A 15,814-nucleotide genomic window follows, 5' to 3' on the forward strand; every position below is an offset into this window, starting at 1 on the left:
TCCCTGAAACGGAGTGACGTCAAGTATGGCAAAGGCCCGATCCAGCAAGATAAGTAAACCTGCCGTAACAACGGAAGCAATCCGCACCCTTCCGGCACATTTACAGGTTGATATTGCAGTAGATGAGTTTGGCGTACGTATTATCGAGCCTTACAGCGACGGTGAAATTGTGCGCAGTTTCGATTCCGGACACACCACACGGGTACGCGAAGGACTGCCGGTGCCTCTGGGGGCGACCTGGGACGGGCTTGGCGTAAATTTCGCACTGTTTTCAGCCAATGCCACCAAGGTAGAACTGTGTCTTTTTAACGAAGACGGCGAGCAATATGATGTGATCGAACTGCCGGAATATACCGATGAAGTCTGGCATGGTTATCTGCCGGATGCCCGTCCTGGCCTGCTGTATGCCTATCGCGTGCATGGTCCCTATGCGCCGCACGATGGTCACCGGTTTAATCCCGCCAAGTTACTGCTCGACCCTTACGCCAAGCAGATTGTCGGCGAACTGAAATGGGACGATGCTCTGTTTGCCTATGACCTGCAAAGCCCAAAGAAAGATTTGCACATCGATAACAGTGACAGCGCACCGTTTTTGCCTAAATGCCGGGTGATTGATCCGGCATTCTCGTGGGCCCGTTCACGTAAAAGACATATCCCCTGGGAAAAAACCCTGATTTATGAGACGCATGTACGCGGCTATACCATGCGCCATCCGGCAGTACCTGAGCATTTGCGCGGCACGTTTTCCGGCATGAGCACGCCGCATATCGTGGACTATATCCGTTCTCTCGGGGTCACGTCTGTCGAGCTGATGCCGGTCCATGCTTTCACCGATGACCGGCATTTGCAGGATAAAGGTCTGCATAATTTCTGGGGCTACAACACGCTGAGTTTCTTTGCGCCGCATCCGCAATATATGGCAACGCATACCGTCAACGAATTCAAACAAATGATCGCCACCCTGCACGCTGCGGGTATTGAGGTCATTCTGGATGTCGTTTACAACCATACCGCTGAAGGTAACGAGCTGGGTCCGACGCTGTCTTTTAAAGGTATCGATAACGCCAGCTATTACCGGCTGATGCCGGACAATAAGCGTTATTACATTAACGATACCGGTACCGGTAATACGCTCAATCTCAGTCATCCGCGCGTATTACAGATGGTCACAGACTCGCTGAGATACTGGGCAACCGAGATGCAGGTCGATGGTTTCCGCTTTGATCTGGCGACGATCCTCGGACGTGAAAGCTATGGCTTTGATGAGGGCTGCGGTTTTCTCGACACCTGCCGTCAGGATCCGATCCTCAGTCAGTGCAAACTGATCGCCGAACCCTGGGATTGCGGTCCCGGCGGCTATCAGGTGGGCGGCTTCCCACCGGGCTGGATGGAATGGAACGACCGGTTCCGCGACACGGTGCGCAAATTCTGGCGTGGCGACGAGGGCCAACTGGCGCAGTTTGTCACACGGCTTTCCGGTTCAGCAGATCTGTTTAATCACCGGGGCCGCAAGCCTTATGCTTCCGTGAATTTTATTACTGCCCATGATGGTTTCACGCTCAATGACTGGGTGTCGTATGCCAGTAAACACAACGAGGCGAACGGCGAAGACGGCAAGGATGGCAGCGATAACAATATTTCGGCCAACTATGGTGTGGAAGGCCCGACTGACGATCCGGCCATCAATGAACTGCGGCTGAGGCAAATGCGTAATATGCTGGCGACGTTACTGCTTTCTCAGGGAACGCCGATGCTGCTTGCGGGTGATGAATTTGGCCGCTCGCAAAACGGCAATAACAACGCCTATTGTCAGGACACAGAGATTGCCTGGGTGAACTGGGATATTGGAGACAAAGGTCAGTCGTTGTTGCTATTCACCTACCGGCTCATTGCCCTGCGTAAGCGCTTCCCGATATTGCATCGCGGACGTTTCCTGACGGGCGCATTGCATGAAAAACTGGGAGTGAAAGATGTCAGTTGGTTCCAGCCACAGGGGCCGGAAATGACGGATGCGGCATGGAAAGATCCGCATGCCAAATGCATTGCGATGCTGCTTGACGGGCGCGCCCAGCCCACCGGTCTGGTTCGCCAGGGCTCACTCAGCACCGTGTTGCTGTTGTTCAACGCGTCACACGAAGACGTGGTGTTCACCTTGCCTTCGGTGGCGCACGGTGAAAGCTGGCGACATATTTTCGATACCTTCCAGCCGGACGACATCAACGAGCACAACTTTGAGTTTGGCCGCGAGTACGTCTGCACCTCCCGCACTGTCGTGTTATTCGAGCTGATCAGCACCGCGAAACACTAAGGCTTTGACGCTGCTTCAGATAAGGAGGATCTGAAGCAGCGAAAACCTACTCCGGATCTTTCAGATAGGCTTTGAATTGTGGAGACATGTAGCTTTTAAACGTGTCGCCTTCTCTGGTGATGAGATAAACCGCCAGATGCTGTTGCTCAGCCAGCGCCAGCGCTTTCTTCGTGCCAAGTACCATCAGGCCGGTATCCCAGCCGTCCGCTTCCAGTGCGGTCGGTGCAATCACCGTGGCTGACACCAGCTTGTGCGTGATCGGCGAACCGGTCGCCGGATCAATAATGTGTGAAAGGCGTTTGCCGTTCAGTTCGTAATAATTACGATAACTGCCGGAAGTGCTGATCCCCATGCCCTGCAAATCAACAATCGCCTGCACCGCAGTTTCTTTGTCCGTCGGTTTCTGAACTGCCACCTGCCAGGGTTTATCCTGCGCGTTATGCCCGCGGGAAACCACCGCTCCGCCGACAGACACCAAATAATTGCTGATGCCGTTGCCTTCTATTAAACGTGCCAGATGATCGGTAGCGTAGCCTTCGCCCACGGTCGATAGATCGACATACATCCCGGGTAAATCTTTTTGCAGGTACTGGCCGTCATTTTGCTGGATCACTTTAAGATGCTGTAAACCCGTGCGGGCGCGGGCGGCATCGATTTGTTCCGTTGTCGGGATTTTTACCGGCTGTTTGTCCGGCCCGAATCCCCACAGATTTACCAGCGGGCCGACAGTAATATCCATCGCGCCACCGGTCAGCCTGCCAATCCGGATGGAGGTAACAATCGCATCGGCCATTCCTTCACTGATCGGCTGCGGCACGTTGCCCTGATACTGATTAAAACGTGACAGTACGGAGTCATCTTTGTAAGTCGACAGCTGATGATCGTCTTCTTTAAGCTGTGCTTCAATTTGTTCGCGCAGCGCCGGTTCCCGGTTTTTATCCACTCCTGCCAGACTGACACGATAAAACGTGCCCATAGTTTTGCCCTCAATCACCAGCGGCTCAGGAATATGACGATCACAGGCAGATAAAAGGCTGACGCCGCACAACACAAGTGTACAGCGCAGATAAACCGGTTTTGAGAACATGGAAATAACTCGATTAAGTGCCCGTCGCCGGGCATGAAAAGTATCAGGACAGTAAGGGGTGATGCTTAAACCACACTGCAACGGACGCACCGTTGAACCATAGCGCAATAAAAATTACCGGCTGCGCTTGGCGTGGCGCTCCCAGTTTTCCTGTTTTGCCTGCGCGGTTTTCTTTAGTGCGACATAACAGGCTCCTGCACCGCCATCTTTCTGAACAGCGGCGCAAAACGCTTGCACGTCATCCAGTTGCTGCAGCCATTTGGCAATATAACTGCGCACAATATTCGCATGACTTTCGTCTTCGCGGCCACGCCCATGAATAATCAGCAAGGTGCGTAAATTTTCCGCCTGTGCCTGACAGAAAAAGGCAAACAGTTCCTGGCGGCACTGCTCAACAGGTTTGCGCAACAGGTTCAGGCTGGCTTCAAGCGGGTATTTCCCCTGCCGGAGTTTATCCAGCACTCCCTGCTGTACGCCATCGTGTTTGTATTCGAGAGGCTCATCGCATGGCTGAATATTCAGAAAGCCGGTAGTCAGCGGATTCTCACGTATTTCCGACTCAGGGTCTGCACTCACCTTGTGCCCCGCAACTGAGTTTTTGAGGTAGACCACCCGTTTATCCGACGCCAGTGGCTGTACACCTGCCATCTCCTGACTGAATAAATCATCATCTTCGCTCATCTGCTTACCTCTTTTTCAGCGGGGGGACTGCACCAAATTATCGCCATAAACCCGCTGCGGGTAAAGTCACACGCCTGCGGAACTGCGTCGGTAAAAATTCCGGAAATGCCCTGCCCGCCGTTAAAACTCATTTTTATATCTATACTTAGCTGCTGGGGAAGAAGTAAACCAGTGAGCTTGTGCTTACGTTCCCCGGCACAATTGAGGAGAAAAAATGCCTTACCTTGATGATCCCTTGATTATTTTCACTGACCTTGATGGCTCACTGCTCGACCATCATGATTACCGTTGGCAACCCGCGCAGCCCTGGCTGGATAAACTCTCGGTGGCACAGGTTCCGTTAATTTTAACCACCAGTAAAACCTCAGCCGAAGTGGCGGAATTACAGGCTGACCTGAATCTGACAAAGCAGCCTTTTATTGCAGAAAATGGCGCAATCATTCATCTGCCACCTGACTGGCGGGAAGAGGACGCCGCGCCGTTTCACCTTTCCGGCGCGAGTTATCGCGAGATCCGCCAGACTTTAGTGGAACTACGCCAGCGTTATGATTTTGAGTTTCGCGGCTTTGGTGATGTCACGGCGAAACAGGTCGCAGTCTGGACCGGACTGGCAGTCAAGGATGCGGCACTGGCGATGCAACGTGACGCTTCTGAACCGCTGATCTGGTTCGGTAATGATCTGGATTTCGCGCACCTGAAAAAATGTCTCACGCGCGAAGGCCTGTCACTGACCCGCGGCGGACGTTTCTGGCACGTAATGGGCGCTGGTGCCGGTAAAGGTCAGGCGGTGCAATGGTTAACGGCGCGCTATCAGCAAAAACGCGGTCATCCGGTGTTAAGCATAGGTCTGGGAGATGGACCTAATGATTTATCCATGCTGGAAACGGTGAATTACGCCGTGGTAATCAAAGGCCATCATGAGCATGAAATGCCGCTACAGCGAGACGATGTGACACAGGTTTTTCGCACCGATGAATTTGGCCCGCGCGGCTGGAGTCAGGGGCTGAATCATTTTATTACCCTTCTCTGAAGGAAAAATGGAAAAGGTAAAATACTTTATTAACAGTTGGTTTCCACATTGTTTATCGTTCTGTGTTTGCAGAGAAGACTTCCAATAATTTTATCTATTCTAAAATTGGAGAATACCGTATGAGCGATTTTTATCAGGATGGTGTCATTACTAATTTTCATAATCTGACGAACCGCAAAGTCGAAGAACTGGAATACGATCTGCAGGTGTTCTCCGGCCGCCGTTCAATGGGATTAATATTACCGTCGTTATTTTCAGAACTGGAAGGTCCGGCGCTGACGCGCATTGTCGACGAGCTGACGAAAGTCCCGTATCTGGAAGAAATCGTTATTGGTTTAGATCGCGCTGACCGTGATCAATTTTTATTTGCCCGCGAATTTTTCTCCCGCCTGCCGCAACGTCACCGCATTTTATGGAATGACGGTCCGCGCCTGACGGCACTGGATGAGGAGCTTAAGAAAGAAAACCTTTCCCCGAATGAACCGGGCAAAGGCCGCAATGTGTGGTTTTGTGTCGGCTATACGCTGGCCTCGCGCCGCACCTCAGTGGTCGGGCTGCATGATTGTGACATTGTCACGTACAGCCGCGAGATGCTGGCTCGCCTGATGTATCCGGTGGCCAATCCCAACTTCCATTATGATTTCTGCAAAGGTTATTACGCCCGTGTGGCAGACGGGAAATTCAATGGCCGCGTCGGTCGCCTGCTGGTTTTCCCGTTGCTGAAATCCCTGCAAATCGTTTACGGCCATTCTGATTTTCTTGAGTATCTGCGCACCTTCCGTTACCCGCTTTCAGGTGAATTTGCGATGCGCACGCATGTTCTGAACGATTTGCGCATTCCGAGTGACTGGGGGCTGGAAATTGGTGTGCTGTCAGAACTGCACCGTAATACAGCGACCAGGCGTATTTGTCAGGTGGATATCGCCGACAATTACGACCATAAACACCAGCCGATGTCAGAAGAGGATGCGTCTAATGGTTTACAGCGCATGAGTATTGATATCACCAAAGCGCTGTATCGTAAGATGGCTATTCTCGGCGTGAATATTACCAGCGAGTCTTTCCGTATTCTGAAAGCGACCTATTATCGTAATGCGCTGGATATGATCGACGGATTTGAAAATGACGCCAAAATGAACGGGTTAACTTTTGACCGTCACAGCGAGGAATCGGCGGTGGAATTATTCTCAGGCGCGATCATGGAAGCCGGTCAGGCTTTTGTGGATACGCCGAGCGAAAAGCCGTTCATTCCAAGCTGGAGCCGTGTGCAGTCCGCCTTCCCGGACATGCTGGACCGCATTCATGAAGCAGTCGAAAAAGATAATGAAGGCGATGTGTAACGCCTTTTAAAAGAATTACCGCAGAAAGTAAAAACGCTGCAATCGCAGCGTTTTTTTATGCATAAATTTCAGACTGGCGTTACGCGGCTTCTTTTTTCCCTGGGAAAAGTAAGCTGGCAATGATGCCTAACGCCAGAACACCCAGCACCACGTAAAGGCTGGCTAATGCGCTGATTTCAATCCCGTGATGCCACAGATGGTTACTGGAATTCAGTGCCAGTTTTGCCGCCACGAAGAACAGCAGGAAGATCACTGATTTCTCCAGATGCACCAGATATTTACGCAGAGCCTCGAGCACGAAATACATCGTACGTAAACCAAGCACGGCAAACATCATGGCGGAATAGACGATCAGAGGTTCACGGCTGACAGCGATGACGGCAGGTACGCTGTCAAACGCAAACATCAGGTCTGAAATTTCAACCACAGCAATGCACAGCAATAACGGCGTTGCATAACGTACGCCCTTCTTCACCGTAAAGCTGAAGCCCTGATTTTCCGGCTTCGCCAGTTCAGCTTCTACCTGCTCACTGCTGACCAGAAAATGTGGCCCCACCAGTTTCGGGAACACCGGGAAGAAACGACGTACCATGCGGTTAGCAATATGATCGGAGTAATCATCATTTTCTTCATCATCGCTGGAGGCACGCATCATCAGAATAGCGGTCCAGAGAATAACAACGGCAAACACCATTTCCACCCATGGCCCCAGCGCCAGCAGGCTGGTGCCAATCACCACGAAAATCCCCCTGAAGACAATTGCGCCAATCACGCCCCAGTAAAGAATGCGGTGACGATAGCCATCCGGCACTTTAAACCAGGCAAAAATGGCCATAATCACAAACAGGTTATCAATGGAAAGCACCTGTTCCAGCGCATAACCGGTAAGGAAAAGACTGGCGACTTCTTTGCCGTGATGGATATATAAGAATCCGGCAAAACCAAGAGAAACAGCGATCCAGAATAGGGTCCAAAGGGAGGCACTTTTCAGGCCGATAGGCTTATGACTGCGGTGGGCAAAGATGTCAGTCAGCAGCGCCGCAACAGCTACAACGACAAAAACAAGCGTGGTTTCAAACGGAAAACCCAGAGAATCAGACTGCATTACACCTTTCCTAAAGTAAACGAAAGCTAAACGAATTCAGCCATTGTAAGCGGTTGTGAGGTGAATGGGTATCAAAGTCGATCCGGTACGGCGTTTTATGCCATAATCCGATGCGTCTTTTACGGCAAGAATTGCAAAAAAACCTTGGTCAATAACGAACCAAAACGGATAATTAAATAGACGTTTTCTCTCCTAAATTGATTCAATCTACTTATTCTCTAAAATTTAAATATTCTTTTTAGTGATAATTTGATCCAGCTTTGAATCTCATTGATTCTCAATTGGGCTTAATTCTCAGTGCAGATCAAAATAATGAGAAAAAAAACCCGTTAAAAAACGGGGTTTTTTAACATTTCGCCCTTTTAGCTACTTATAGCTACTTATCACTCGCTGCAAAAGATGTTAAAATTGACCCATATCAATATTGCCAGAGTGACTCTTATGATCCCGGAAAAGCGTATTATTCGACGTATCCAATCTGGTGGCTGTGCAATCCATTGTCAGGACTGTAGCATCAGCCAGCTTTGTATTCCTTTCACGCTGAACGAACATGAACTCGATCAGTTAGACAACATTATTGAAAGGAAAAAGCCGATCCAAAAAGGTCAGGCATTGTTTAAAGCCGGTGATGAACTGAAGTCTTTATATGCGATTCGCTCAGGCACCATCAAAAGTTACACCATCACTGAGCAAGGCGACGAGCAAATCACTGGCTTCCATCTTGCGGGCGATTTAGTGGGTTTTGATGCTATTGGAGGCTTACAGCATCCAAGTTTTGCGCAAGCGTTGGAAACGTCTATGGTTTGTGAAATTCCGTTTGAGACCCTCGACGATCTCTCCGGAAAAATGCCGAATCTGCGCCAGCAAATGATGCGCCTGATGAGCGGTGAGATAAAAGGCGACCAGGATATGATCCTGCTGTTGTCGAAGAAAAATGCTGAAGAACGACTGGCTGCATTTATCTACAACCTCTCCCGCCGCTTTGCGCAACGTGGTTTCTCTCAGCGCGAATTCCGCCTGACCATGACCCGTGGCGACATCGGTAATTACCTCGGTCTGACCGTGGAAACTATCAGCCGTTTACTCGGTCGTTTCCAGAAATCAGAAATGCTGAGCGTAAAAGGTAAATACATCACCATTGAGAATCATGAAATGCTTTCTCAATTAGCCGGTCAGTCTGCTCCGGTTTCTGCCTGATAAATATTGAGTCGGATCTGCAAAGAATAATTTGTTGATCCGACTCAATTTCTCCTCTGTCCGATTGCTTAATCTTGGTTTACTCTGTACTTAATACACTGACCGCCGTTCTTCTACAGGTGTTAAGGAGTCCCCATGGCTAAGTATCAGAATTTACTGGTTGCTATAGACCCCAATCAGGATGACCAACCCGCGCTACGTCGTGCCGTTTATCTGGTGCAACGTAATGGCGGCCGCATCAAAGCCTTCCTGTCGATTTATGACTTCTCCTATGAGATGACCACCATGCTGTCGCCCGACGAACGGACCAGTATGCGACAAAGTGTGATCAGCGAACGGGAAGAATGGATTAAAGAACAGTGCCGGTATTATGTCGAAGCGGGCATTCCCATTGATGTCAAAGTTGTCTGGCATAACAAACCTTTCGAAGCCATCATTCAGGAAGTCGTTTCCAATAATCACGACTTGTTGTTGAAAATGGCTCATCAGCATGACCGCCTTGAGTCTGTTATTTTCACCCCGACTGACTGGAACTTACTGCGTAAATGTCCGTGTCCGGTATGGATGGTAAAAGACCAGCCGTGGCCGGAAGGCGGCAAAGCGGTGGTTGCTGTCAACCTTTCCAGCGAAGAACCTTATCACGACCCGCTCAACATTAAACTGGTGAAAGAGACCATTGAGCTGGCGTCTCACGTTAATCAGACGGAAGTCCATCTGGTCGGCGCCTATCCGGTTACGCCAATCAATATTGCTATTGAACTGCCGGACTTCGACCCAAGCGTATATAATGACGCCATCCGCGGTCAGCATCTGATCGCGATGAAAGCGTTGCGTCAGAAATTCCAGCTTGATGAAAAATATACGCACGTGGAAAAAGGCCTGCCGGAAGAAGTCATTCCTGACCTTGCAGAGCATTTGCAGGCAGGTGTGGTTGTTCTTGGTGCGATTGGCCGCACCGGCCTTTCTGCCGCATTTTTGGGGAATACGACCGAACAGGTGATCGACCATCTGAAATGCGATTTGCTGGCAATCAAACCCGATGATTTCGAATGCCCTATTACGTCAGATGACGACGAAGAAGATGAAGACGAGTAAAGTCTGATTCATACAAAAAATAAAGGCCAGTCAACTGACTGGCCTTTTTGCATTACGGATTTCGATTGATTACAGCGCGCGCAGGATTTTCTCTACGCTTTCTTTAGCATCGCCAAACAGCATTTGGGTATTTTCTTTGAAGAACAGCGGGTTCTGCACACCGGCATAACCGGTATTCATTGAACGTTTAAACACAATCACGTTCTGCGCTTTCCACACTTCCAACACTGGCATACCGGCGATTGGGCTGCGCGGATCTTCCTGCGCGGCCGGGTTCACGGTGTCATTGGCACCAATAACCAGCACCACGTCGGTATCGCTGAAATCATCATTGATTTCATCCATTTCCAGCACGATGTCATACGGCACTTTTGCTTCGGCCAGCAAGACGTTCATGTGGCCCGGCAGACGCCCCGCAACAGGGTGAATACCGAAACGCACCTTGATGCCTTTCGCGCGCAATTTCGCCGTGATGTCATGCACCGGATACTGTGCCTGAGCAACTGCCATGCCATAGCCAGGAGTGATGATTACCGAGCTGGCATTTTTGAGCATGTCAGCCACATCTTCCGCGCTGGCTTCGTGATATTCACCCATCTCTTCAGCATCACCGGTAGAAGAGCCGTCAGTACCGAAACCGCCTGCAATCACACTAATGAACGAACGGTTCATGGCTTTACACATGATATAGGACAGAATTGCACCGGAAGACCCCACCAGCGCACCGGTGACGATCAGCAGGTCGTTGCTGAGCATGAAACCCGCCGCAGCTGCAGCCCAACCGGAATAGGAGTTCAGCATGGAAACCACAACCGGCATATCCGCGCCGCCGATGGAGGACACCAGGTGCCAGCCAAACGCCAGTGCGATCAGGGTCATGATCAGTAATGCGAGAACCTGCAGCCCTACGCTTTCAGTGCGAACAAACATCACCATCAGCAGGAAGGAAATGACCAGTGCAGCCAGATTCAGTTTATGCCGGTGTGGCAATGCCAGCGGTTTGGAAGAGATGATCCCACGCAGTTTGCCGAACGCCACAATCGAACCGGTAAAGGTCACTGCGCCGATGAAGATACCGAGGAATACTTCGGTCAGATGGATATTTTCCATCACGCCTTCCATCGGAACAACACCGTGATCCAGATAGCTGTTAAAGCCCACCAGAACCGCCGCCAGACCCACGAAGCTGTGCAGAATCGCCACCAGCTCAGGCATTTCGGTCATTTCGACTTTACGCGCCAGATAAACACCGATCGCACCGCCAATCACCATAGCAACGATGATCCAGCCAACATTGCCGGAGTCAGGCCCAAGGATGGTCGCGATTAACGCGATCGCCATCCCGGTGACACCGAAAATGTTACCCTGCTTGGATGTTTCATGTTTTGACAACCCAGCCAGGCTGCAAATAAACAGAATTGCGGCAACAATATATGCTGCTGTTACTAAACCCCCAGACATATATTCCCCTTAGTTCTTACGAAACATCTTCAGCATGCGCTGAGTGACGGTGAATCCGCCGAAAATATTGATACTGGCAATCAGAACAGCGACGAAGGACAGGAAACTCACCCAGCCGCCGTGACCGATTTGCAGTACGGCACCGACCACGATAATCCCGGAGATGGCGTTAGTCACCGACATCAGCGGGGTATGCAGCGCATGACTGACATTCCACACCACGTAATACCCGACCACGCACGAAAGCGCGAATACGGTAAAGTGGGAAAGGAATTCTTTCGGGGCAACGTTCGCCAGCCAGCCAAACAGCACAATAGCCACAGTCATAATGATGAATTTGGTCCACGGCGACGCCGGTTTGGCTTCAACTTTGGCAACAGGCTCTGCGGCTTTCGCAGCCTGAGGCTGAGCAGAGACCTGAATCGGCGGCGCAGGCCAGGTGACTTCGCCGGATTTCACGACTGTTACACCGCGCACAACGGTATCTTCGAAATCAATCTCGATTTCACCGTTCTTCTCTTTGCACAGCAATTTCAGCAGGTTAACCAGGTTGGTACCGTAAAGCTGGGAAGACTGCGTGGGCAGACGACTTGGCAAATCGGTATAGCCGATAATCTTCACGCCGTTTTCAGTGGTCGTGATTTTGTCTGCTACTGTCAGCTCACAGTTACCGCCTGTCTGAGCCGCCAGATCGACGATCACACTGCCCGGCTTCATAGAGGCAACCATCTCTTTGGTGATGAGCTTCGGTGCAGGACGGCCAGGGATTAACGCGGTCGTGACGATAATGTCCACTTCTTCGGCCTGCGCCGCAAACAACGCCATTTCCGCTTTAATGAACGCTTCGGACATCACTTTGGCATAACCGTCGCCGCTGCCTGCTTCTTCCTCGAAATCCAGCTCGAGGAATTCAGCGCCCATACTTTTGACCTGCTCTTTCACTTCCGGGCGGGTATCAAACGCACGGACGATAGCACCGAGGCTGCCAGCTGCACCGATAGCAGCCAGCCCAGCAACACCGGCACCGATAATCATCACTTTTGCCGGTGGCACTTTACCTGCGGCAGTAATCTGCCCGGTAAAGAAACGACCGAACTCATGCGCCGCTTCAACGATCGCACGATAACCGGCAATGTTAGCCATTGAGCTCAGCGCATCAAGGGATTGCGCACGGGAAATACGCGGCACAGAATCCATAGCCATTGCCGTCACCTGACGGTCGGCCAGTTTTTGGATCAGATCAGGGTTTTGCGCAGGCCAGATAAAGCTGACTAACGTGGTTCCCGCCTGTAATTTATCGATTTCATCGTTTTCTGGCGCATTAACCTTCAAAACGATATCTGAGTGCCATACATCATCACCGCTGACGACTGATGCCCCCGCTTGCTCATAAGCCGAGTCTTCAAAGCTGGCTAACTTACCGGCCCCCTGTTCGATAGCGACCGTAAAGCCGAGTTTCAACAACTGCTCCACCGTTTTCGGCGTGGCTGCAACCCTGGCTTCATTGGTCAACCGCTCTCTTGGTACACCAATACGCATAGTATTCCCTTCACCCTTTTCATTGATGATTTTTGTCATCGACATAACAATTCAAGTACAAGCCCGTCGGTTCATAAGCCACCGAATTTTATTTTTTCAGGCTGACTATAACCTACTGAATATCTAATCAATAATCTACGTATCACAGCGATAGACAGGTAATTAATATTAAAAAAGTCGATATGGTCCGCAAACCTGCTGCAAACCCTGAGAAACAAGCCTTTAATCCACCTCATAACAACCGTAACACCGGATCAATCACTCAGGATCCTTCTACCATAACCCGCTCGGACTGGGCATAAAAGTTAGAAAATAGTGAATAATTAACATTTATTTCACTACTTGGATTATTCAACAAACTTATATAAGTTATGCGCAGTAATAAAAGTGATGTGATATACCGGTAGCACACGCATTATTGCCATAAATTGCTGAGACACTTGGCATTGTTACATGCAATAATCGTCCGCTAACCTGTTACACATCAAGAATTCAGCACGTTTCAACATTACTGCGCAAGGTGGAAGGATTTTTTATGAAGCTGACAAAAACGATCATCGCATCGGCCCTGTTTTCTGTTTCTGCGCTGTCTGCTGCACATGCCGCGCAGGAAATTAGCCCGCAGAAAGCCGCAGCCATCAAGCCTTTTGATCGCATTGTTATTACCGGGCGGTTCAACACGCTGGGCGACGCCGCTGACGCCGTTTCCCGCCGTGCCGATACGCTGGGTGCAGATTATTTTTATATTCAAGATACCAACAGCACTAACAATAGCGGGAACTGGCGCGTAGTTGCAGACATCTATAAAAAAGATGCGCCAGAAATCAGCAATGATCCTCACTACCGTGTTATCAACGGTGTGGTTGAGCTGCCTAAAGATGTTGCTTACGGCCTCGAACCTTTCGATACCGTCACCGTTAACGGTTTCTACCGCAGCCAGCCAGACGTCAACGATGCCATTACGAAAGCAGCGAAAGAAAAAGGGGCGTATTCCTTCTTCATCGTTCGCCAGATTGATGCCAACAGCGGCGGCAACCAGTACATCACTGCATTCATTTATAAGAAAGATGCACAAAAACGTGTTGTTCAGTCTCCGGATGCTATCCCTGCTGATTCTGAAGCCGGTAAAGCAGCACTGGCAGCGGGCGGCGCAGCAGCAGCCAAGGTCGAAATCCCGGGTGTGGCATCCTCTGGTAGCCCAAGCCGTGATGTTGGCCGTTTCTTTGAAACGCAGTCATCAACTGGCAAGCGTTACACTGTCACTGCCACTAACGGTGCAAAGATTCAGGAAGTGAATGACGTAACTGCCGCACAGATGGTTCCGTTTGATTCCACCACTTTTACCGGCCACTTCAACAGCACCACGGATGTTTCGCAGGAAGTCGCGAACCGTGCGGCTGCCAAGGGTGCCAAGTTCTACCACATTACCCGCCAGTGGCAGAACAAGAGCGGTGGCAACCTGACTGTAAGCGCAGACTTCTTCAAATAAGTCTGAATGACAGACAGCAAAAAGGCAGTCCAGGTGGCTAATGCCAGTCAGTTAAGCATTTTTATGAATACAAATTCATTTTTGTGCTTCAAAGGATAATGAAGGAATCAGGGCTTATAGCGCTATTTTTCTTCATCGAAGGCCCAAATTCACGGGCCTCATTTCCTTAAGTGACCGGCATTAGCCCAGATGGCTGCCTTTTTTTTGCCGCGAACGCCCTTGCGGCCCGCTTAGTTTCCCCAGGTACGTTCCAGCACATTCACCCAGTTTTTGTAGCAGATTTTTTCCAGCAGCGCATTGCCGTAGCCCGCTTTGCGCAGGGCTTCAACCAGCACCGGTAACCCGCGCACATCCTTCAAAAACGGTGCCATCGATGCGCCATCAAAGTCTGATCCCAATCCGACACCCTCCTCACCCAGATGCTCAACCAGATAATCAATGTGACGTACCATAATATCGGTGCCGGTATCATCACTGCGTTTACCGTCTTCCCGCAGGAATGGCACCGCAAAGTTCAGCCCGACGAAGCCCTGGCTTTCTTTGATGGCGTGCAGCTGCTTATCGGTCAGGTTACGTGACTGCGGGCAGATACTGAATGCGTTGGAATGGCTGGCCACCAGCGGCGCATCACTTAATTCAGCCACCTGCCAGAAGCCTTTTTCGTTCAGATGAGAGAGGTCAATCATGATGCGTTTCTGGTTACAGGCTTTCACCAGACGCACACCCGCCTCTGTCAGCCCCGGCCCGGTATCCGGTGAGGTCTGATATTTAAACGGTACCCCCTCACCGAAGATGTTCGGACGACTCCATACCGGCCCCAGGGAACGCAGCCCCATGCTGTAAAGCACATCAAGATTATACAAATCCTCATCAATTGCCTCGGCGCCCTCAATATGCATAACCACAGCTAATGCATGGTTATGCATTGACTGCCTGATCTCCTGCGCGGTACGACAAATTTTCACCTTGCCCTGCGATTGCGCTTCGATTCTCAGCAGGAACGCCATCATGCCAAATGTGACATCACGTGCAAAATCGAAAGAAGGTGTCGGGGAAAAATCAGGATGTTTTTGAGTACCTTCGGGCAGAAAACGGGGGTCCACTGAACGATCCGGCACGCTAATTGCTAGATCAATATCCGGAGTCGGCACCCAGGCGGCGAAAAGCCCGCCAGCAAAGCCTGCTTCACGACAGCGCGGCAGGTCCAGTTGTCCGCTGGCGGGTCCCTGAAGGAATGCGCGTTCAGGATCCTGATGATGTTCTGTCCAAAGTTGCAGCAAAACATCGTTATGTCCATCAAAAACCGGCATTAATTCTTCAGTTCCGTGCGCTACGTTATTCATAAAAAAGGTCTACCTTTGATTAAGCATGACTAAGACAACGGAGATTTGTTCATGCGGGGTGCAGTAATGGAGTCATGCTGCACCAGCTTTGAACAAACACAGTACGCTTCACATTAGTTTTTTCGATATGAAACGTCGA

12 protein-coding genes are annotated in these 15,814 nt (G+C 50.5%); 6 read left to right on the forward strand and 6 right to left on the reverse strand.

From position 1 onward, the window contains the following. The first annotated feature begins 25 nt into the window (after positions 1 to 25). Positions 26 to 2,308: a glycogen debranching protein GlgX gene (glgX, locus tag EX31_RS07170; RefSeq protein ID WP_037034048.1), complete on the forward strand. Its 2,283-nt coding sequence runs from the start codon at positions 26 to 28 to the stop codon at positions 2,306 to 2,308. A 46-nt stretch (positions 2,309 to 2,354) separates the two neighbouring features. On the opposite strand, the gene apbE is transcribed toward glgX, so the two are convergent. Continuing rightward, a complete protein-coding gene (apbE, locus tag EX31_RS07175) occupies positions 2,355 to 3,395 on the reverse strand; it encodes an FAD:protein FMN transferase ApbE (protein ID WP_013575559.1) in 1,041 nt (346 codons plus the stop codon). Between the two features lie 114 nt (positions 3,396 to 3,509). Then, on the reverse strand, positions 3,510 to 4,076 hold the full coding sequence (gene smrA, locus EX31_RS07180; RefSeq protein WP_037034050.1) for a DNA endonuclease SmrA: 567 nt from the start codon (positions 4,074 to 4,076) through the stop codon (positions 3,510 to 3,512). 214 nt (positions 4,077 to 4,290) lie between these two features. Between smrA and EX31_RS07185 the strand changes: the two genes are divergently transcribed. Both EX31_RS07185 and EX31_RS07190 read left to right on the forward strand, forming a co-directional pair. Then, positions 4,291 to 5,106 (forward strand): mannosyl-3-phosphoglycerate phosphatase-related protein, encoded by an 816-nt coding sequence (locus tag EX31_RS07185; protein WP_037034051.1) that lies wholly within the window; start codon positions 4,291 to 4,293, stop codon positions 5,104 to 5,106. Between the two features lie 119 nt (positions 5,107 to 5,225). After that, positions 5,226 to 6,446: a glycosyltransferase family protein gene (locus EX31_RS07190; RefSeq protein WP_037034052.1), complete on the forward strand. Its 1,221-nt coding sequence runs from the start codon at positions 5,226 to 5,228 to the stop codon at positions 6,444 to 6,446. A gap of 79 nt (positions 6,447 to 6,525) precedes the next feature. Here the strand turns inward: EX31_RS07190 and EX31_RS07195 are convergent, their stop codons facing one another. Beyond that, positions 6,526 to 7,551, reverse strand: a complete 1,026-nt coding sequence (locus EX31_RS07195) for a TerC/Alx family metal homeostasis membrane protein (RefSeq protein WP_013575563.1) — start codon at positions 7,549 to 7,551, stop codon at positions 6,526 to 6,528. Between the two features lie 441 nt (positions 7,552 to 7,992). Between EX31_RS07195 and EX31_RS07200 the strand changes: the two genes are divergently transcribed. Further along, positions 7,993 to 8,748, forward strand: a complete 756-nt coding sequence (locus EX31_RS07200) for an FNR family transcription factor (protein WP_013575564.1) — start codon at positions 7,993 to 7,995, stop codon at positions 8,746 to 8,748. Positions 8,749 to 8,883: 135 nt separating this feature from the next. Continuing rightward, a complete protein-coding gene (gene uspE / locus EX31_RS07205) occupies positions 8,884 to 9,843 on the forward strand; it encodes a universal stress protein UspE (RefSeq protein ID WP_013575565.1) in 960 nt (319 codons plus the stop codon). Positions 9,844 to 9,912: 69 nt separating this feature from the next. Here the strand turns inward: uspE and pntB are convergent, their stop codons facing one another. Both pntB and pntA read right to left on the reverse strand, forming a co-directional pair. Further along, entirely contained in the window at positions 9,913 to 11,304 is a 1,392-nt protein-coding gene (gene pntB, locus EX31_RS07210; protein ID WP_013575566.1) for a Re/Si-specific NAD(P)(+) transhydrogenase subunit beta, read from the reverse strand. A 9-nt stretch (positions 11,305 to 11,313) separates the two neighbouring features. Next, on the reverse strand, positions 11,314 to 12,843 hold the full coding sequence (pntA, locus tag EX31_RS07215; RefSeq protein WP_037034053.1) for a Re/Si-specific NAD(P)(+) transhydrogenase subunit alpha: 1,530 nt from the start codon (positions 12,841 to 12,843) through the stop codon (positions 11,314 to 11,316). Between the two features lie 535 nt (positions 12,844 to 13,378). Here pntA and ydgH point away from each other — a divergent pair. Then, positions 13,379 to 14,332, forward strand: a complete 954-nt coding sequence (gene ydgH, locus EX31_RS07220; protein WP_013575568.1) for a DUF1471 family protein YdgH — start codon at positions 13,379 to 13,381, stop codon at positions 14,330 to 14,332. A gap of 230 nt (positions 14,333 to 14,562) precedes the next feature. Here the strand turns inward: ydgH and EX31_RS07225 are convergent, their stop codons facing one another. Next, on the reverse strand, positions 14,563 to 15,675 hold the full coding sequence (locus EX31_RS07225; protein ID WP_037034055.1) for a dipeptidase: 1,113 nt from the start codon (positions 15,673 to 15,675) through the stop codon (positions 14,563 to 14,565). Between the last annotated feature and the right edge of the window lie 139 nt (positions 15,676 to 15,814).

Origin of the sequence: Rahnella sp. WP5, assembly GCF_000745615.1 — a bacterium.
GTDB classification, from domain to species: domain Bacteria; phylum Pseudomonadota; class Gammaproteobacteria; order Enterobacterales; family Enterobacteriaceae; genus Rahnella; species Rahnella aceris.

Bases quoted from the DNA above. Each gene is read 5' to 3' on its own strand.
- uspE (WP_013575565.1), top strand. From the start codon at position 8,884: ATGGCTAAGTATCAGAATTTACTGGTTGCTATAGACCCCAATCAGGAT.
- glgX (WP_037034048.1), top strand. From the start codon at position 26: ATGGCAAAGGCCCGATCCAGCAAGATAAGTAAACCTGCCGTAACAACG.
- EX31_RS07200 (WP_013575564.1), top strand. From the start codon at position 7,993: ATGATCCCGGAAAAGCGTATTATTCGACGTATCCAATCTGGTGGCTGT.
- EX31_RS07190 (WP_037034052.1), top strand. From the start codon at position 5,226: ATGAGCGATTTTTATCAGGATGGTGTCATTACTAATTTTCATAATCTG.
- pntB (WP_013575566.1), bottom strand. From the start codon at position 11,304: ATGTCTGGGGGTTTAGTAACAGCAGCATATATTGTTGCCGCAATTCTG.
- EX31_RS07225 (WP_037034055.1), bottom strand. From the start codon at position 15,675: ATGAATAACGTAGCGCACGGAACTGAAGAATTAATGCCGGTTTTTGAT.
- pntA (WP_037034053.1), bottom strand. From the start codon at position 12,843: ATGCGTATTGGTGTACCAAGAGAGCGGTTGACCAATGAAGCCAGGGTT.
- smrA (WP_037034050.1), bottom strand. From the start codon at position 4,076: ATGAGCGAAGATGATGATTTATTCAGTCAGGAGATGGCAGGTGTACAG.
- apbE (WP_013575559.1), bottom strand. From the start codon at position 3,395: ATGTTCTCAAAACCGGTTTATCTGCGCTGTACACTTGTGTTGTGCGGC.
- EX31_RS07185 (WP_037034051.1), top strand. From the start codon at position 4,291: ATGCCTTACCTTGATGATCCCTTGATTATTTTCACTGACCTTGATGGC.
- ydgH (WP_013575568.1), top strand. From the start codon at position 13,379: ATGAAGCTGACAAAAACGATCATCGCATCGGCCCTGTTTTCTGTTTCT.
- EX31_RS07195 (WP_013575563.1), bottom strand. From the start codon at position 7,551: ATGCAGTCTGATTCTCTGGGTTTTCCGTTTGAAACCACGCTTGTTTTT.